This is a genomic window from Sporosarcina luteola, assembly GCF_023715245.1.
Taxonomy (GTDB): Bacteria; Bacillota; Bacilli; order Bacillales_A; family Planococcaceae; genus Sporosarcina; species Sporosarcina luteola_C.
In genome coordinates this window covers 269809-288298 of the sequence record NZ_JAMBNV010000002.1, presented here as the reverse complement: position 1 = coordinate 288298, position 18490 = coordinate 269809, and the positions used below count along the sequence as shown (strand labels likewise).

Annotated in this window: 20 protein-coding genes and 1 riboswitch; of the genes, 11 read left to right on the top strand and 9 right to left on the bottom strand. The window is 40.3% G+C overall.

Going from position 1 to position 18490, the window contains the following annotated elements; genetic code table 11:
* The first annotated feature begins 87 nt into the window (after window positions 1-87).
* Both M3152_RS12955 and M3152_RS12950 read left to right on the top strand, forming a co-directional pair.
* On the top strand, window positions 88-1209 hold the full coding sequence (locus M3152_RS12955) for a DNA cytosine methyltransferase (RefSeq protein WP_251695593.1): 1122 nt from the start codon (window positions 88-90) through the stop codon (window positions 1207-1209).
* Window positions 1202-2299: a DNA cytosine methyltransferase gene (locus M3152_RS12950; protein WP_285847178.1), complete on the top strand. Its 1098-nt coding sequence runs from the start codon at window positions 1202-1204 to the stop codon at window positions 2297-2299. Before M3152_RS12955 ends, M3152_RS12950 begins: the two co-directional genes overlap by 8 nt.
* 54 nt (window positions 2300-2353) lie before the next feature.
* On the opposite strand, the gene M3152_RS12945 is transcribed toward M3152_RS12950, so the two are convergent.
* Window positions 2354-3802: a DUF2357 domain-containing protein gene (locus tag M3152_RS12945; RefSeq protein WP_251695591.1), complete on the bottom strand. Its 1449-nt coding sequence runs from the start codon at window positions 3800-3802 to the stop codon at window positions 2354-2356.
* A 3-nt stretch (window positions 3803-3805) separates the two neighbouring features.
* Window positions 3806-5557 (bottom strand): McrB family protein, encoded by a 1752-nt coding sequence (locus M3152_RS12940; RefSeq protein ID WP_251695590.1) that lies wholly within the window; start codon window positions 5555-5557, stop codon window positions 3806-3808.
* 838 nt (window positions 5558-6395) lie between these two features.
* Here M3152_RS12940 and M3152_RS12935 point away from each other — a divergent pair.
* On the top strand, window positions 6396-6863 hold the full coding sequence (locus M3152_RS12935; protein ID WP_251695589.1) for a hypothetical protein: 468 nt from the start codon (window positions 6396-6398) through the stop codon (window positions 6861-6863).
* 86 nt (window positions 6864-6949) lie between these two features.
* Here the strand turns inward: M3152_RS12935 and dapA are convergent, their stop codons facing one another.
* The gene (dapA, locus tag M3152_RS12930) at window positions 6950-7843 is read right to left on the bottom strand and encodes a 4-hydroxy-tetrahydrodipicolinate synthase (RefSeq protein ID WP_251695588.1); all 894 of its coding nucleotides are present in this window, start codon (window positions 7841-7843) and stop codon (window positions 6950-6952) included.
* Window positions 7844-7967: 124 nt separating this feature from the next.
* Window positions 7968-8146: riboswitch (Lysine riboswitch) on the bottom strand.
* Between the two features lie 230 nt (window positions 8147-8376).
* On the opposite strand from dapA, the gene M3152_RS12925 reads away from it, so the two are divergent.
* A complete protein-coding gene (locus M3152_RS12925; RefSeq protein ID WP_251695587.1) occupies window positions 8377-8871 on the top strand; it encodes an RDD family protein in 495 nt (164 codons plus the stop codon).
* 174 nt (window positions 8872-9045) lie between these two features.
* Here the strand turns inward: M3152_RS12925 and M3152_RS12920 are convergent, their stop codons facing one another.
* Entirely contained in the window at window positions 9046-9771 is a 726-nt protein-coding gene (locus tag M3152_RS12920) for a toast rack family protein (protein WP_251695586.1), read from the bottom strand.
* A 521-nt stretch (window positions 9772-10292) separates the two neighbouring features.
* On the opposite strand from M3152_RS12920, the gene M3152_RS12915 reads away from it, so the two are divergent.
* On the top strand, window positions 10293-10484 hold the full coding sequence (locus M3152_RS12915) for a hypothetical protein (protein WP_251695585.1): 192 nt from the start codon (window positions 10293-10295) through the stop codon (window positions 10482-10484).
* A 106-nt stretch (window positions 10485-10590) separates the two neighbouring features.
* Here M3152_RS12915 and M3152_RS12910 read toward each other — a convergent pair whose 3' ends face one another.
* A complete protein-coding gene (locus tag M3152_RS12910; protein WP_251695584.1) occupies window positions 10591-10830 on the bottom strand; it encodes a YkuS family protein in 240 nt (79 codons plus the stop codon).
* 218 nt (window positions 10831-11048) lie between these two features.
* Between M3152_RS12910 and M3152_RS12905 the strand changes: the two genes are divergently transcribed.
* On the top strand, window positions 11049-12509 hold the full coding sequence (locus M3152_RS12905) for a protein adenylyltransferase SelO (RefSeq protein ID WP_251695905.1): 1461 nt from the start codon (window positions 11049-11051) through the stop codon (window positions 12507-12509).
* Window positions 12510-12726: 217 nt separating this feature from the next.
* Here M3152_RS12905 and M3152_RS12900 read toward each other — a convergent pair whose 3' ends face one another.
* Window positions 12727-13176, bottom strand: coding sequence for an ImmA/IrrE family metallo-endopeptidase (locus M3152_RS12900; protein WP_251695583.1), 450 nt, complete (start codon window positions 13174-13176; stop codon window positions 12727-12729).
* 9 nt (window positions 13177-13185) lie between these two features.
* Complete coding sequence (locus tag M3152_RS12895) at window positions 13186-13521, bottom strand: helix-turn-helix domain-containing protein (RefSeq protein WP_251695582.1); 336 nt, start codon at window positions 13519-13521, stop codon at window positions 13186-13188.
* A gap of 139 nt (window positions 13522-13660) precedes the next feature.
* Between M3152_RS12895 and M3152_RS12890 the strand changes: the two genes are divergently transcribed.
* The 3 genes from M3152_RS12890 (at window position 13661) to M3152_RS12880 (ending at window position 15379) form a co-directional block, all read left to right on the top strand.
* A complete protein-coding gene (locus M3152_RS12890) occupies window positions 13661-14080 on the top strand; it encodes a helix-turn-helix transcriptional regulator (protein WP_251695581.1) in 420 nt (139 codons plus the stop codon).
* A 140-nt stretch (window positions 14081-14220) separates the two neighbouring features.
* Window positions 14221-14421: a BhlA/UviB family holin-like peptide gene (locus tag M3152_RS12885; protein ID WP_251695580.1), complete on the top strand. Its 201-nt coding sequence runs from the start codon at window positions 14221-14223 to the stop codon at window positions 14419-14421.
* A 154-nt stretch (window positions 14422-14575) separates the two neighbouring features.
* Entirely contained in the window at window positions 14576-15379 is an 804-nt protein-coding gene (locus M3152_RS12880; protein ID WP_251695579.1) for an N-acetylmuramoyl-L-alanine amidase, read from the top strand.
* 48 nt (window positions 15380-15427) lie between these two features.
* Here the strand turns inward: M3152_RS12880 and M3152_RS12875 are convergent, their stop codons facing one another.
* Entirely contained in the window at window positions 15428-16333 is a 906-nt protein-coding gene (locus tag M3152_RS12875) for an NAD(P)/FAD-dependent oxidoreductase (protein ID WP_251695578.1), read from the bottom strand.
* Between the two features lie 119 nt (window positions 16334-16452).
* Here M3152_RS12875 and M3152_RS12870 point away from each other — a divergent pair, with 119 nt between their 5' ends.
* On the top strand, window positions 16453-16602 hold the full coding sequence (locus M3152_RS12870) for a hypothetical protein (RefSeq protein ID WP_251695929.1): 150 nt from the start codon (window positions 16453-16455) through the stop codon (window positions 16600-16602).
* Window positions 16603-16667: 65 nt separating this feature from the next.
* Window positions 16668-16826, top strand: a complete 159-nt coding sequence (locus tag M3152_RS12865) for a hypothetical protein (protein ID WP_251695577.1) — start codon at window positions 16668-16670, stop codon at window positions 16824-16826.
* Between the two features lie 269 nt (window positions 16827-17095).
* Here M3152_RS12865 and M3152_RS12855 read toward each other — a convergent pair whose 3' ends face one another.
* The gene (locus M3152_RS12855; protein WP_251695576.1) at window positions 17096-18184 is read right to left on the bottom strand and encodes a CotH kinase family protein; all 1089 of its coding nucleotides are present in this window, start codon (window positions 18182-18184) and stop codon (window positions 17096-17098) included.
* Between the last annotated feature and the right edge of the window lie 306 nt (window positions 18185-18490).

The following is an 18490-nucleotide window of genomic DNA, read 5'->3' as shown; positions in this document are numbered from 1 at the left end:
TGAACTTGAATTACGAAATCATTTAACTAAGTGTTATAATGGAATTTTATCTTACACAATAATAAACCACAAAGGTGGCTTTTTAAATTGGCATATAAAGTTTTTGATTTTTTTGCAGGCTGTGGAGGTTTTTCAAAAGGATTTGAGTTGGCAGGATATGAAATTGTCGTTGCTAATGATGTGTGGGAACCAGCAAAAGAAACCTACGAATACAATCATAAAAATACCCGGTTTATCTTAAAGGACATTGAGGAACTAAAACCATCCGAAATATCCGATATATACAACGGAACTCCAGACGTTATTATTGGTGGCCCACCGTGTCAGGGTTTTTCATTGGCTGGACTGAGAATGATAGATGATGAAAGAAACAAATTATATAGAGAGTTTGTCCGTATGGTTAATGAATTCCAACCTAAGATGTTTGTCATGGAGAATGTACCTGGGTTAGTGAAAAGAGCCAAGGGTTTCTTTCTCAAACAAATTCTGGAGGATTTCAAAGAAATTGGTTATCAAGTTGAGTATAAAATATTGAAGGCCGCTGATTTTGGTGTTCCCCAAAATAGACAGAGGGTATTCTTTGTGGGAAGTAGGAATAATGAGTTCCCTATTCATTTCCCAATAGAAACTCATTTTGATCCGAATGCCAATATAGATTTATTTAATAGCACATTGATTAAATATGTGAATCTGGGTGATGCCATTTCAGATTTACCATTGCTGGATGACCCTGAGTATCTAGGAGAAGAAATACAGAATTATATTACAGAGCCAAGGAATTACTATCAGAAATTAATGAGACTTAACTCCGACTTAGTGTGGAATCACATTGCTACAAATCATTCTCCAAAAACAAGAGAAATCATTAATTTGGTTCCAGAGGGAAAGAACTATAAAGCATTGCCTGAAGAGTTAAGGGATACTAGGAAATTTAATGTAGCGTGGACTAGATTAAGTAGCAAAGAACCCTCTTCCACTGTTGATACGGGTCACCGACACCATTTTCATCCATGGACAAATAGAATACCTACTGTTAGGGAAAGTGCCCGAATCCAATCCTTTGATGATTCTTTTATTTTTCAAGGTACAAAGACAAGCCAGTATACTCAGGTGGGGAATGCTGTCCCCCCAATTTTAGCAAGTGCTATCGCTCGGTCTGTTGAGTCATCACTTAATAGGGAGGAATTGAAGCGTGAGTTGCATGTATAAGACTAAAGTAATTTCCTTGTTTAGCGGTGGAGGTCTTATGGACTATGGTTTTATTAATGCGGGCTTTGATGTAGTTTGGGCAAACGACATTGAACCTAGCGCCGTCAAAGCTTATAAAACTAATATAGGCGAGCATATCTATGAAGGCGATATCTCTCAAATCAAAACTTCAGAGATACCTAATGCCGATGTAATAATAGGGGGGTTTCCTTGCCAACCATTCTCTTTCTCTGGAGCTAATGAAGGTATTAATGATGATAACGGGAAATTGGCTTATCAATTTTATAGAATGGTAAAAGAGAAGCGACCATATGCCTTTGTTGCGGAGAATGTAAAGGGTATTACAACACGGACTCACAAAGAATTCTTTGATAAATTCATTACTTTATTGGACGAACTTGGATACAACGTTAATCACCAAACACTCGATGCCTCCAAATATGGTGTACCTCAAAGTAGGGAAAGAGTTTTTATTATAGGGATAAGGAAGGATTTAAATACCTCTTTTAGATTTGAGGAAATGGAATCTTCCTCCTCTCTAAATATTTTAAATGATGCATTTAAGGATATTGAAGGCCTGCCAAATCATGAAAATACTTTTAAGTATTTCTCTCGAAAAGCAATTTATGGAGGAATTAAAAGAGGAGGTAAGGGCGGTACTTATGGGATGAGGATACAAGAATGGAATGCTGTTAGCCATACATTACGTTCACATATAGCTAAGGATGGAATTGACTTTATTCACCCGGGGTGTGGATTGACCAATAAAGTACTTAGTTATCTTTATGGCAAAAAAGAAGGGAAACCAGATTCGTATCTCCACCAAATGGCCGATGAAATCTATGAGAACTTTCAGCCGAGACGATTATCGGTTAGAGAGTGTCTTAGGATACAGAGCGTTCCTGATGACTATTATTTTGTAGATGAAAGCATACCGTTTAATACCGAGTGGCAAATTCCAACTACATCACAGTATAGAATAGTTGGTAATGGAGTACCGACTCTCTTAGCCGAAGAAGTGGCAAAGACTTTAAATAAGAAAATACATCACAAAATCTTAGAAAAACAAAGTGGTTTATTGCAAGTTTAATAAAAAAGTAAAAGGGTTAGAATGAGATGATTCATTTCTAACCCTTTTAATGATTCAAATAAATTTATTTAAGAATTTCTCAAGAGCGGATGTATTTGTTGGGCTAAGATAAATACATCCCATTTTCCATTTCTTAAAGTAAGCTTCATCGTGAACCTCTTGCCTCGAAGAGAAAGAAGGTGCTAGAATATATGCTTCTTGAACTGCTCTAATATTTGTTTTATGAATAATTCCATCTCTGTATTTATGAAGTTCCGCTAAAGCGTTGTCTATATTTGCTCCAATTCGATATTTTGAATCCAATATAATCATTTTGTCATTCTTAATAAAACATATATCAGGTATTAATTCAGAGGTGTAAGTATAAAAAATCGAACCGTTTTTTTTGAGGGTGAGTTGATAGTACAATTCATAAGAATTGTCGAGTAATATTCTACTTTTCTGACCGTGAATAAGATCAATACATTCCTCTTTTTGATTATATCCAGTTTTCAGATTTATAGTTGATATAATTTTTTTGTTTGCATTTAACAAATCAATAATTTTCACAAAAGACCATATCTCATATATTTTGTATGTTTTTGCAAGAGGTAATTGAATTAGATTTTGTTTGTTTGGATCTAGATCAAATGTGGCCTTTATTAATAGTTCATTCAAGTTATAAAGGAATAAATAGTGCCTATTTGTTTTTATTCTATGAGTCTTCTGGAACTTTGGTTGACGCTTGTCAACATTTTGAAACGGAGATTTCTTAAGCAAATAGCTTATATCTGATTCTATTTTTTTTGCGCGTAATATTCCTCTTTTTGAAGCCATGAACCCACATACTTGTAATAACCTTCTAATAATGCTTACAACTATTTGATTTTCCAAAACATCAAATGCATTTTTGTGGACCTTTGATTTAAAATAAGATGGATATTTTCCACTTTCATTAAAGCATAGATGGCTGTTTTCTGAAACCCAAACTACTGCATTGGAGTCAAATTTATCTTGTTTATATCCCGGGTATCTTTTTCTCTTTTTTTCGCGTTCTTTGATGGGGTTGGTACATATTGCCTTTACTGCATCTAAGATATCGGAAAAAAAACGTTCTACTAACAAATATTGAAGTTCAATTCTTGTTTTAATACCATTTGAGGAAATAATGAATCTATCTTCAAAGTGTTTATTACTTAAACTTATAGCTAAATAATCTGTCTTAAGAAGGTCAGAGATCATAATTAAATAATCATTTAAGATCATTTTTCTGTCATCAGGATATATATATGATTCAAAATGGTAAATAACTTTTCCTTTGTCTAACAAATCAATAGAACATCTTCCGGTATGAAAGGGTATGTTTAAAGTGAAAATATTACTGTTGCCTTGACTGTGAATAATATTTAAGCCGTGTGCAATTATTGCATAGTTATTCCTAACTTTTAACTTATAGGACTTACCTTCAATAAATATTAGATTTTCAATTGACTCCCAACTATTGTTATTCATGTATAATATCATTTTTTAAGAACCCCATATATCGCTTGATTCAATCATTTCTTTAAAAGAAAGAAATTTTTGTTTGGAATTTGGGAATTTGTCCACATCAGTGATATTAATCAGTGCTTCAGCACCTTCGAGATCTAAATATTCAACCTTTATTTTGGTCGTTATTTTTTCTACAATGATACTGTCAAGAATGAATTCAGAACTAAAATAAGAATCCAGCTCTTGATAATTATAATGCATTTTTTCAATTGCTTCTTTTACAATTCTGTAACCAAATTGCATTTGATAATCTTTAAGTATACTATTTAGCTCACCTAGTATTACTAGATCACTAATTATTCGTTCGTCTCTAGAGAATTCTTCGCAGTAATTTTTTACAAAATTATCTATATCAACTTCAGACAATTCCATCTTAAAGGCTCTATCTAAAACTTTATCACTAATTCTTTCGGTGGTTTCATCCTCATTTATGGTTCCTATAATAAAGAAGTTGTTGGGGATGTGTAACTCTTTTAAAGCATGACCATTTAAACTGATGGGTTCATTTGCCTCAACAGCACTCAAAAAGTCTGAGAAATAATATTCAACATGGGCTAAGTTCATTTCATCAAGGCAGATATAAAAATTTTTTTCTGGATTAAATTCTGCAAGGAGCAATACTTCCAGAAATTTTGGTGTCTCATATTTATCCTGTAGGGCATTATAATATCCAAGTAGTGGTTTTTCATCTTCCCAATCTGCTCTAACGCTTATTAATTGGAAGTATGGATTGTTTTCATCTGGTTGAAGGTTGTATACCGCGTTTGCATATTGTTTAACCAAATTGGTCTTTCCTGTTCCTGAAGTACCGGACAGTATTACAAAGTGTTTGTCCACTAAACAATTTAGGTTAATATGAAAGTTGGCAATTAAGTCTTCCGAGTAAATTTCTGAAGGATTATTTTTAAACCAACTTAAAATATGGAATAGATGTGTATTTGGTTCATGGTTATCTATTTGTGATTGTATATCCATGTAATTATAATAGTTTACCTTTGAAGCTGGTGAATTGTCTTCGATTTCCAGGAAACCAGAATAGTTGCAGATTTCTTCGATTAGCTGCTTGTTATCTTGGTCTATTGTTATTGGAAGAGCTACATATTCAGTACCATCCTCGTTTTCATAGTTAACTAGACCCGAATAACTCATAAGTTTAAACATATCCCTTAAGTCTCGCAATTCTATACTGATGTCAGATACTATCTCGGAAGGATATGTATTAGTTTTTCTATATTCAAGTATTTCATTCCAAAGTCTTATATAATCAACATTTGCACCTGCCCGAAAAACAGTTGGATTAGAAAATATAAATGTACTTACTTCGTTAAGGGTGAGCTTGGCCTCAATGAATGGATTATCAATATGTTTTAGGAACAAAAGTTTTAAAATAGTTTTCATAGGAGCAAGTTTTATCCCATTTTCAATTGCTTGGTAACCTTTCGTTGCACATAAGTTCGGGTATTGGAATTTCTTTATAATATTTGCTAATACTGTTTTTTCATTTCCCAGTAAAATCTCTTTAGCAATATTTGTAGGCGTATAGTCTGGTTTTTTTAGGTGCATATAACTAATTAGTTCTGTTGCAACATTTCTTTCAGTTTTAGTTCGATCGGACAGAAAGTTATTATAGCTTTCTCTGTTTAAAATTTCTCCAGAAATTCTTCTTAAGTTCTCTTTGAATATACTCTCATTCCTAAGGTTATGTGTAAATGGATAACTGTATGGCAAGATTATTCTCCCTTCTCTTTGTACAAAAATTTATTTACCCTTTAAACACTAAAAATCAGTAACTTGAAAGATATAGTGTCATTTGGGAGGTGTTAAGGAAATTTAATACAATTGTATAAAAATAATGTGAAAAGTCAAACCGCGGTTAGTGGAATCTCATTCTCTCTATTTAGAATTATAGTAGATAAATGGTGAAGAGTGGAAATATTCGACTCTAATATACACGTTTAATAAGTGCTTAAATGAATATTAGGTAAGATGGAAGGATTAATGGAGAAGAATTAACAAAGAACAATACATTGATAAAACGATATAAATATACCTTAGTCTGATGCTGCGGATTATTTGAAGGATTACATTCGGAAGGCGGAAGATGTAAGGGTGAAGGGAATTTCGGTTTGATTCAACAGATTTCACGACAAAAAATAACCCATCCTTGAGTTGACCGCTCTGATGGGTTATTCCTATCTACGCCGATCCCCTTAGGGAACCTACGCTATTATATTGACCGTTCAATGTGCAACCATTGGGCGGTCCTTTTTACTGTATACATTCTATACCCCTATTATACGTAGTTTATTCGAGTTGTTCAAGTCGTTCGAATGTATCGGAGACTGGTGGCTCATATTTTATTGAAAAGGAACGGAAAGCTATTTGTAATCTGCCTAGGTATTTCGGAGGTGTGTTGGACAAATTGGTGGATGAAACGTATTTCAAGGATATGTTTATTATGTTTGAAGTACCGGTGGCGATGTGATTTAACGAACAGCTTTGAATAAAGGAGTTTTGGGATAGTTGTAGAATGACTACTTTAGACGAGGCATTTGGGGGGATTAGGATGAAGAGTTTAAGGAGTTATATGTTGCATTTCGTATTGCTATTGGTGCCGTTCGTTTATGGGTTTTTAGTACATGTAATGGTTATTCCCTTGTTTCCTTTTATAATGCAATTTTTACTCTTAGTATTTTGGTTCTATGTAGGTGCTACATTTTCTAAATTGGATATGCCTGTTTGGAAGAGTTTTATAATAGGAAATTCCGTTTGGTTGATCTCGTTCATCTTGTTTGTTTGGCAGTTTGTCGTGCTGGATGGAGCTTCAAGAAGTATGGAGTTGGCATTGTTATCGCAGCACTATATGCTGGCATTTGTTTATGGGGCAGTGAGAGTGTTGCCATTCCTCAGTAACGGGACGACGATAATGTTTTGTGCATATATGTTGATGTTACTCACATTCACATGTGGATTTTTGGTAATGAAAAGAAGAAGTCACGGGGTAACAGTGGTTCCTAAACAATCTATAGAATGAAAATCATTGTATTGTAATTCACCATAAAAAATAACCCATCCTTGAGGTAGCCTCGCCGATGGGTTATTCATATATGTGCGGATCCCTTACGCTATTATATTCACTTTTTCTTCATACATAGACAACGCCTGTTGCAATGAGAGCTGTTGCTCTTCATTCAACGGAATCATTGGCAAACGGACTCCGCCGACTGGGATTCCTATCAGATTCAAAGCCGCTTTGACTGGAGATGGGTTTGGTGCTGCAAAGAGTGCTTTCATCATAGGCACCAGTCTGCGATGATTGCTTGCCGCTTCAACAGTATTGCCTATTTTGAAGTTTCGGATCATCGTTTGCATTTCATTCCCCAGCACATGGGAGGATACAGAAACGACCCCTGTACCGCCGATTGATAGGACTGGAAGTGTCAATGCATCGTCGCCGCTATATAAAGAAAAACTTGGTGGTGTCTGCTCGATAATTTTGGCCATTGCCTCTAAATTGCCACTCGCCTCTTTTATGGAAACGATGTTTGGTATTTTGGAAAGGCGTACGACTGTATCGACATCGATGTTTACAACAGTGCGTCCTGGAACGTTGTACAGCATGATTGGTAAAGAGGTTGTTGCCGCAATTGTCGTGAAGTGTTGATAGATCCCTTCTTGGCAAGGATTGTTATAGTACGGAGAGACGAGCATGATCGCGTCGACGCCTACATCCTCTGCCAGCATTGTCAGTTCGATCGATTCTCTCGTGTTATTCGAGCCTGTACCGGCAATGACCGGTACTCTTCCGTTTACAACATCAACTGTAAACTTGAATAATTTGACCTTTTCTTCACTCGTTAATGTCGGTGATTCTCCGGTCGTGCCTGATACGACCAAGCTGTCCGATCCATTGGCGATTAAATGATCGATCAAGTTGCGTGTGGCTTCAAAATCAATTTCACCATTTGCGTCAAAAGGTGTTACCATTGCTGTTACGATTTGTCCGAAGTTCATTAGTTCTCCACTCCTATAATTAATTTTTTGAAAAAATTAGAGGGGAGAGGGCAGTTGAAAATGAACGCAAAAAGCAACAACGAGGGCTCGTTGTTGCTTGAAATAATAACTACATTATTTCATTGCATAAGATAGCCCTCCATATAGTTTCCTATATGACAATTCTGGACTTGTTCAACCCAGAACCAGCTTCGAGATAAATGAGCCTCTCTCCACTTCGGCAAATTCCCCTTTCCACAACCTTCATAGGATCTCATTATCCTCAGATTGTATACTGATGGTCTTTGCGCCTCTATCCTTACTTCAAAACTTGCGAAATAAGATTTTGTTAAATTAACTATCAGTTTACATGCAATTCGATTTAATTGCAAGTGAAAAATGAAAATAAAGTGAATTCGAATATTACTTTAGACGTTTACTCGAGTTTTAGGCCACGCCCATTTGTAAGAGGAGATTCTATAGTCAGTAGAGAAGAATATAATAACATGCAGCAAAAAAGGAGCGAGCAGATAGTCGAAGGATTGAGGTGTTTCATGAATAACATTCAAATTAAACAGAGGCTAAAAGAATTGCTTGTTGATTATGTAGTAATCCTAACTTACTTGGTTCTTTTGTTGATTATCAACTTGATGATCATGTTTTTAATTCTAAAGGAAATTTCACAGTATACAGAGACACAATCTCAACTTGTCGCGACATTTACATCGGTGATACCGATTATTCTATTGTTTTCGTATTTGGATTACAAAGGTGGATCAATTGGAAAAAGAGCCGCTGGATTGAAACTGACGTACAACCAGCATAAATTCAGCTCAGCTATACTAAGAAATATTATCAAGTTTTTACCTTGGCAATTAGGGCATATAGGTGTGATCCATGGTATGTATAGCGGTTTTGATATGACCGCAATCATTGTCGCAAACGGTGGATCGTTGCTTGGACTCGTATTGTTGTGCATGGGTCTATTTCGTAAAGACAAACGTCATTTAGGTGATTTATTAGCCGGTACAAAAGTCGAATTGCAATAATTTTTTCTGGTGCCTGTGCACGAAACAATTCAGACTATGCACTACAATTGTATATAGTAGAAAAGGGAAGCCATTGAATTCAACGATTCAATGGCTTCCTCATGTATTTCTATTCAATTCAATGAATTGTCATAAATGCACCATGCACAGGCACCGACACAATTCCCGCACAATTCATTCGGCAGTTTTGAATTTGACGTCACCGACGCCGATGTCTACAGTAATGTCGATAATGACGTCTGCGCCCGAATAGGCTTCGTTGACATAAACACCATCGTTTTGCATGGTGAAGTCTTTCAAGTCAACGCGACCAATCCCTTTCGAAACATTAACTCTGACGCCAGTCTGTTTTGGTAGGATGATGGTTACATCTCCAACACCTAAGTCCATATCCGCACGGAAACCTTTTTTCCATTCGCCGCTCATGTCGATAACGGATTCACCGACGCCACTATCGACTGATAGGCTGTTTAGTTGAAGGCCTTTCAGATTTAGTGTCGAAGTTGAAACGCCCATGTCAACGTCCAAGTCGATAGGAATCTCATTTGTCAGATGGAGGTCCCACTCGTTTTTCAGTTTGCGTTTATTGAAACCGAATGTTGGTTTCGAGCCTTGCTTGATTTTGACGGAGCCGATATCCTTCTTTTTCTTATACGTCACTTTCGGTTCCAGTCTTTTATGATTGTAGGAGAATTCCCCACTGACCCATTCCGGGGAACCGCCTTGGATGAATAGGGTGCCAACCCCGAAGTCGATGTCCACATCCAAAGATTCTGCCTTGTCTTTTGCAATTGAAATTTCATCATTCCCACTTGCCTTCGCAAACCATTTGTTATACCCATAGATGCCGAAAACGACTAGAAAACCTGTCAGCAGTGCAATTCCTAATACCTTATTCATTCTCATTCTCCTTCTGCCCCATTTTATTCTATTCTACCTCAATTCAATTGAAAAACTTACCAGTCGTATGATTGATTTTCGCATACGTCTTAGGACTGAGGGTAGATGCATCTTTCGTACAAGGCTACATGTTTTGTCCCGTGCATTAATATATTGGTTAAAAGAGTGACGGAAGGATGGATAAATGAGGCGGATTCTTCTATATTCAGCAACGGTCTTCTTAGGGATTTTGCTTGGCATCATCATCACAATCATAATGGAATCCTAGTAATTCATAATGAAAAAACAGAACCTGCGGCTGCCGTAGGTTCTGTTGTCTTAAGAAGTGGTGACATATCGTTTACTATTCTTGTTTCGTATTGTTCTATAACTATAGTTCATTGAAAATAATAAAAAAAACTGTACACTTACCTCTTGTCCTGTCGTTAAATCGACGTACTATACGGTAACGGGGGAATGGCGATTAATGAGCATAGCCTAATCCGTCATCCCTTGCCAAGCAAAAGGGAGGAGGTATGGACATGTCATTATTTTTTGAGGATGAAATTGAAAAGGTGAAGAGGAAAATCGGTCCTTCCGAATTAAAGGAAATGATGTCGCAGGATCCCCGCTTGAATGGGCAATTGGATGAACTTCGTGCATTTCAGCGTAGGTATAGGGCGGAACAGCGGGAGGCATCTCGCAGACGTCAGACGTATTATTACCATGCATGAAATCAATACAGCCCGCCAATCGGTTAGTCGATTGGCGGGCTGTCCTGTAGATGCGGGAACATAAGACCTAAGGCAACTGCCATAGATTCTGTTTTTTCGGGGATGCTTATTGGAGGAGGTTTGCTTTCTGCTCAACTGCGTGGACAACGTCGTCAATCGACATGCCCTTCATCGTGATGACTGGAAAGTTGAATTCATGCGTGTTCCCTTCATTGATGGCACGGACGACACCGATATCATATCCGGTGACATCTTCATCTGTGGTAAACATTTTCGCTTCATAACCTTTTGCCACAAGTGCATTCATGACATCTTCATACGGTTGTTCAACGGCAATTCTTGGCATTGGTTTTCCTCCTTTCATTTTTCGTTCAGCCTCCCCCATACAGTTCCCTGTATTTTTGAATTTATGAACGAGTGCTTACGTGAATCGATTCGAATTGGGTATACCAATGTTGAAGCGTCTTTTATTCATAATGGAGAAGCGAATCCCTTTGTTGTATGATTGGGATTAGAAATAACGCGAGGTAAAACATGGAATTTCAAAAATGGGAGCTGAAGACGATGACAGAGAGAAAAGGATTCGGATGGCGTTTCGATAATAGCTACACGCGTCTACCGGAGCCGTTCTACGCGGAAACTAATCCGGAAGAAGCGCCTTCACCGGAATTGGTTGTATTCAATCAGCCATTGGCGGAATCGCTCGGACTGGATGCCGAATTATTGGAAAGCGAAGAAGGCGCAGAGATTTTTGCAGGAAATATGATGCCTGAAGGCGCAGAACCGATTGCACAAGCATATGCCGGACACCAATTCGGACACTTTACGATGCTCGGGGATGGACGGGCCGTGCTGCTTGGCGAACAGATGACACCTGAAGGAAAGCGGTTCGATATACAGCTGAAAGGTTCAGGCAAGACGCCGTTTTCCCGTGGAGGCGATGGCCGGGCGGGGCTTGGACCGATGGTGCGTGAATTCATCATTAGTGAGGCAATGCATGCGCTCGGCATCCCGACGACGCGGAGTCTAGCGGTAGCTGTGACGGGAGCACCCGTCTATCGTGAGGAGACGCTTGAAGGAGCTGTTTTGACGCGTGTTGCGGCAAGCCACATCCGTGTCGGCACGTTCCAGTACGCGGCGGCGCGTGAAGTTGTTGAGGATTTACGTACGTTAGCGGACTACACGATTGAAAGACATTATCCGGAAGTGGCCAATGACCCGAATCCTTACGTGTCATTGTTGCAAAAAGTGATGGAAAGGCAAGCGTCGTTAATTGCCAAATGGCAACTGGTCGGTTTCATTCACGGTGTCATGAATACGGACAATATGACAATTAGCGGCGAAACGATCGACTATGGACCTTGTGCCTTCATGGACACGTATGATCCGGCGACCGTCTTCAGCTCCATCGATCGGCAAGGCCGCTATGCGTACGGCAATCAACCCGGAATTGCAGAATGGAATCTCTCGCGATTTGCCGAAACGCTTTTGCCGCTCTTCGATGAAGATCAGGAAAAAGCTGTCCACATTGCGCAACAAACGCTTTCTGGGTATGCGAGGACGTATTATGGGCATTGGCTTAAAGGCATGAGAAGCAAGCTCGGTTTGTTCAATGAAGAAGAGGAAGACGAAACGTTCGTGAAGGATCTGTTACGGATTATGAAAGACAATCAGGCGGATTACACGAATACGTTCCGTACACTGACAATTGGTGATCTGAGCGCGTTGCCGATGTGCAAGACACCTGAGTTCAACAAGTGGCAGGATAGCTGGAAGGCAAGGTTGGAAAGGCAACCGGAGTCGGAAGCTGCCGTCAAGCAGCTGATGCAAGAGAATAATCCATCCATTATCCCGCGTAACCACCGCGTGGAAGAAGCATTGGATGCGGCAATCGAAGGGGACTTCGCCGTAATGGCAGAATTGCTTAACGCGCTTGAAGACCCGTACGCTTACTCGGCTGAACAAGAGAAATACGTCGCGCCGTCTGCGGCGACAACCCCATACAGGACGTTTTGCGGAACATGATATCGGCAAAGCTCATAAATCTCGGCAAACGCTCATAAATCTCGGCAAACGCTCATAAATCTGTATAAGTGATGATAAATCGCTGCATTCGCTCATGAATCCAAATCCACAATCATGCCTAAGCGCTATGACCTTCGGGAAAAGACCAAACCTCAAATGGATTTGGTCTTTTTCAGCTTCTAAAGGAAACGTATGTTCGTTTCGAATCTAAAAAAAATTACAGCTTTCGCAAATAAAGTGGATCAAAGAAAATCTCATATCCCTCATGAATTGTCGATACGCCAAACCGCGAATGGTAATGGGCAATGGACGTCATCAAATATTCCTCCGTCACCTCAAGATGCGTGCACACTTCCTCAACCGTCTTAAAACCCGATTCATAGCATTCGATCAATTTATCCAACGAAACGATTTTTTCATATCCCCATCTCCTCGCAGCCAGCTCCAACTTCAAATTCGTCAACTTCTTAAGATCCGTAATATCGCCATAGGTTGTTTCATAATGGCCGATTTCCTCCGCCAAAATGCAGTGTTTTTCATAATGGCTCCGATTTTTATCAATGAGTACGACTTCGTCCATATAAAGGCCAGCAAGACCGGATGGGAGTGTTTTGACTTCCTTGATGACCAAATGGGGGTATTGGGCAATCAGGGATTCATAGGTCATGGAACCACCTCACTTTCGTTGAGACTTGATGAATTGGATGTACTTTTTTATGTCCGCCAGCTCTTCCTCGGTCAGATCATCATCGAAATGGGCGGCAATCGTTTCAACCGTCGATGGCGTTTCCGGCACTTTCAATCCAAGCATCTGATCTAATGAAACATGGAATGTCTCCGCAATCGCCTTTATCATCCTCGTTTTCGGTTCGATTGAATCGGACTCCCACTTCGATACCATCCCTTTTGTAATCGAGAGACCTAGCTTTTGATTGATCCGATCGGCAAACTCCTCCTGGGACAATTTATGTTCGCTCCGAATCTTCTTAATTTCGCGGCCTATAGAATACATCATGAAACCCCCTGTTCGTTATAGTTATTATATACCAAAGTTTCTCTTGTGACAACTAAGTAGTTGTAAATGAAACATCAGCATGATAAAGTGTGGCTACAAGGTTTCATTTGTGAAACCAAAACAAGGGGTGATTGTCATGATGAAGGAGGAAATGGAACAATTAGTGAAGGATTATCATTGGATGATCAACAGTGTGAAAGTCATTCGCGAGGGAATGAATGAAGTTGGAGAAGGGATGACTGCACGGTACGGTGTCGAAGCGGCAATGCCGAAAGGAACTGGCCGTCCTGCCGATCCCATCTACCGGGAATTCAACAGGAGGGAAAGACGGTTGAAAAAGGTGTACGAGTATGAGCGCAAGATCCAACTTGTCCAAGAACGAATTACATTCATCACGGAAGACCGTGAACTTGAAGTGCTGCATTGGCTGCTCGAGGGGAAGAGCTTGCGCTGGATCGGGAGGCATATGCAAATATCGGACCGTCAAATCGGCAGAATAAAAGACGCCGTCATATATAAGATGTCGCAAATGCCGCATGTGCCGCAAATGTCGTAGAAATGACGAGTGGAAATCTTCCAGGTTACAATGGGTGCAGGCCAAGTAAATCGGCTGACAGCAACACAATTAGAGGAATTTCAAAGGAGCGTCCACTAGGGCGTTCTTTTTGTTTTCCTAAAATTAAAAGGAGGATTGGCATGGCTACAAAAGAGCTTCTAGGTTATTTTTTGACACAGGGTCCGTTTGCCGTCCTGTTCGTATGGTTGTTTTGGTATCAAGTGAAAAGCAGTGAGACGAGGGAGAAGCGTTATCAGTTTTTATTGGAAGTGATGACTGACAAATACGATGAGATTGTGGATGAAATACGAGAAGTGAAAGAGCGGTTGCCAAAGGAATAGGCATCGCTTTTTTTATTGGCCGAAAGGAGGTGATGCCGCTAGAAATAGGGTTTCTTAAAAGGAGGTGGACTTCATGTAGACATTCAAACGGCTGATTGTCAGGCTAGTGGATTTTGGAATGAAAAACAACTAAAAAACGAGAGGATGAAGAAGAATGGTTAAAATTTATATCGATCCGGGGCATGGTGGAACAGATCCGGGAGCATCTGCAAATGGTTTGAAGGAGAAGGACTTGACGCTCGCAATTGCGACACGCGTTAAAAATATGCTCGTGAATGAATATTCGAATGCGACGGTCCGGATGAGCCGGACGGGTGATCAGACTGTAGATTTGCCGCAGCGGACGAATGACGCGAATGCATGGGGTGCCAATTACTATTTAAGTATCCATATTAATGCTGGCGGAGGAACGGGGTATGAGGATTATATCCATAACCTGTTGTCGGATTCTTCAACTACTGCCCAATTGCGGAACACGATTCACGCGGAAATCGTTAAATTGATTGATATGCCGAACCGCGGTAAGAAGAAGGAGAATTTCCATGTGCTTCGCGATAGCCGGATGCCCGCAATGCTGACGGAGAATGGGTTCATCGACAATGCAACCGACGCAGCAAAAATGAAAACATCGGCGTGGCTTGATAAAGCGGCAAGAGGACATGTCAATGGACTCGCTAAAGCACTTGGCCTGCAAAAGGTGAGCATTCCGCCGCCAACGGGCAATGTATTATATAGAGTCGTCACCGGTTCATTCACGACGAGAGCTAATGCCGACCAGCAAGTTGCCGCGCTCAAAGCGAAAGGATTCGACAGTTTCATCGATATCGCTGTCGTGAACGGCATAACGTATTACCGTGTCATCACCGGTTCTTTTGCGGACAAGTCAAACGCGGACAAGCAAGTGGCTGATTTGAAAGCTAAAGGGTTTGACGCGTTTATCATCGTGGTGAATGTATAAAAGACAAACGCCTGTGCACGCAACTCCGTGCACAGGCGGCTTACATACTCAATCATCAAAAAACTCATTCGTCAGATCACCATTCACTCCGATAGCGGCAGCACTCCCGGATCCCGCGGCAATGACGAGCTGGGCAGGGACGATATTCGCTGCGTCCCCAGCAGCATACACATTCCACACATTCGTCCTGCCGTATTCGTCAGTCTGGATGCCGCCGTATTCATTCAGCTCACAGCCGAGCTCTTCCGCGAACTGATTGCAATGGCTCCAAAGGGGAGTGACAAACCCGCCGGCGCGTTCAATGAGCGTCCCGTCCTCCAGGCATATACCTTTCAGCTGGCCATTTTCACCCTCCAGCGAGGCAATATTGTCTTCAAAAACTTGGATGCCTTTCGCGAGCAGCTTCTCGCATTCATCCGCCTCGAGCCGCCCTTCGCCATTCGTGAACACAGCCAAATCTTTGCTCCAAACAAAAACTTCCTTCGCAAGCTTATACACGTTTTTATCTGCAATGACGGCAAGCGGCTTGTCACGAAGCTCCCATCCGTCACAGTACGGACAGCTGAACATGCTCGTTCCATAGAACTTTTCGATGTTCGGGATGTTCGGCTGCTCGTCCTTCAAGCCTGTCGCCAAGATGATTTTTACCGTTTGAAAGCTGTTGCCTTCTGCAGTTTCCAATTCAAAATGGTTGTTGTCCAGCTTTTTAATAGCAGCAACTTTTTCACTTTTAATCTCCACGGACGGATAGTTGCCGATATCTCGATGAGCAAGCCGCCGGAACTCGTCAGGAAGGATACGATCGCGGGTAATGAATCCATGGGCTTCGCGTGTCACCCGGTTTCGGGCTTGATTATTATCAAAAAGCAGCACATTTCTTCTCGCTCGTCCAAGCACGAGGGCGGCGTTCAAGCCAGCCGGTCCGCCGCCGACAATGACACAGTCATACATCATGGAGCCATTCATCCTTTTTAGTAGAAGTTTACCCTTGCGGAATAAAAATAAGCGTCACGCGCAGTTATCTTTCATGAAAGGAGGCGACCGTACTTATATTGGACTAAGGGAGGAATGAGTTGGAGAAAAAGATGTTGGAGCGAGGCATCGGTCTCGGCACTTGTCTGGCGGTCGTCATTTCTTGGAGCGTCCATAAATCAATCCTTTGGGCAATTTTCCATGGAATTCTTAGTTGGCTGTACGTTCTTTATTATGCATTGATGAGATGAACTAAAGGTTTTGGATGGGCTCCTAGTTGGGAATACTATATATATCAACATAAGGAGTGATCATCATGACCAAGAGCTATGCCGGCGATAAAGAAGATAAACCGAACGGGCAACCGAAAGACTCCGCTGCATTGGCAAATGATGCCGCGAAAAAAGCGGAGATGCAAGTGGACGCAATTAAAGAGGAAGCTCAGAATGAAGTAAAACGACAACAGAAGCAATAGATTCTTATGAAGGGTGCCTTCCGGCTACGGGGGCATCCTTTTCATTTGCCGAGTTATGGAGCAATTTCTGATGATTATGCTCGATTTTCTTCTCCGCTGCGGGCGCATGCCTATAACATTGATCAAAAACTATTTGGAAGATGAAGACTCACATAATTATGCGTTAGTAATGGAATGGAAGAATCCGCTCAAAAGGGGGATATAGGCTTCGTCCGCTATAGAAATAAAATCCACGCAATTCCTTTGTAAGGGGCGCGTGGATTTTTCATCTACAACGTATCTATCTCTTGTTTAATAAATGCAGATCGTTCTTCGATAAAATTAAAGATGTAGTCGGGTTCTCTGTCAAAGAGATCAATACTGTCCATTTTATACGGATCCAATAATAGATAAGGGCGAAGCGATGCATGCATTCTTTGTATTTTCGGTTTCAAATATTCCACAGTGAATTGATTGCTTAAAATATCCTTTACTAAGCTTTTATATTGGCTCCGAAAGTTTTTTACATCAAGAATCCTAGCTGTCAGTGTATTGAAGCCTGTAATTCGTAAATAATCACTTTCCATTTCCTCGCCATTCACGTCCCGCCCCCATGTCGCATCGTAATCCCAAGGGATGATTTCATACAATCCACTCTCCTTGTTCCGGTAAAGTGCATAATTATGGACAAATCCATCGAAATTCTGAGTGAAAACGACACCGGCGAGCCAACGTAAATACTTATCCACATTTATATAGTCCACAATTTCCTTTTCAAAGTCTTCCCTTGGAATCGTATTAATGTCTATGATCATTTTTTGTAAATGCTGTGCATCTTCCTCTGCCCCACATTGTTGTTCATATCCGAACGTAAGTGATTTCTTCACTTCTTTGTCCAAGTCGCTCATTAAGGAAAAATTAGCATCCCCGTCGACTCCATAAAAAATAGAACCGGCCGGCAATTTTCGGTTTGCAAGGAATCGATCGTCGACTGATTCCAATTCCAAGTACACTCCTTCATTTCTTCCATTCACTTTCAAAAAGACAAACCGTGCTTGTGGTGCGAGGCAACCAATTTCATTGAAGAAATCAAAGGAAAGTTTATTTCTAATCAATGATGGATCCTTGAATTCTGCATTTAAATGTAATGCTTTAGCATTTCGATAAGTTGAAGGTTTATAGAAAGAGACATGGTATGACTTTTTAGGGAAGTCACGGATATGGGATCCACGATAAGCGATGTCTACTTCGTATTTTTTTCCATGAATCGTGAGCTTTGCAGAAACAGGATCATCAATCCAAATATCTTTTCGGAGTTCAATCAAATCCAAAGGGTGTATAAAAAGTCGATACTCAGGTAATTTCTCGATAGTTCCCATAAAACCCCACTCCTTCATTCATTATTCTATTTCTATGAATAATTATGAAAGATGTTTCCATACATTATTTATCGTAAGTTGTGCACTTAACTCAACCCCTGTCAAATATGCAACGTACTTTAAGAAGAGGAATGAAAGCGTGAAACACACGGTTTTTTTCTCTACATCATGAGAGGGGAGGTTTGGACATGTCACTCTTTTTTGAAAATGAAATACAAAGAGCGAGAGAAAAGGTCAGTCGTTTGGGGCTTGATGACTTTATGTTTCAAGATCCTCGAAGCAACAATAGGACATCACGGAAAAAAC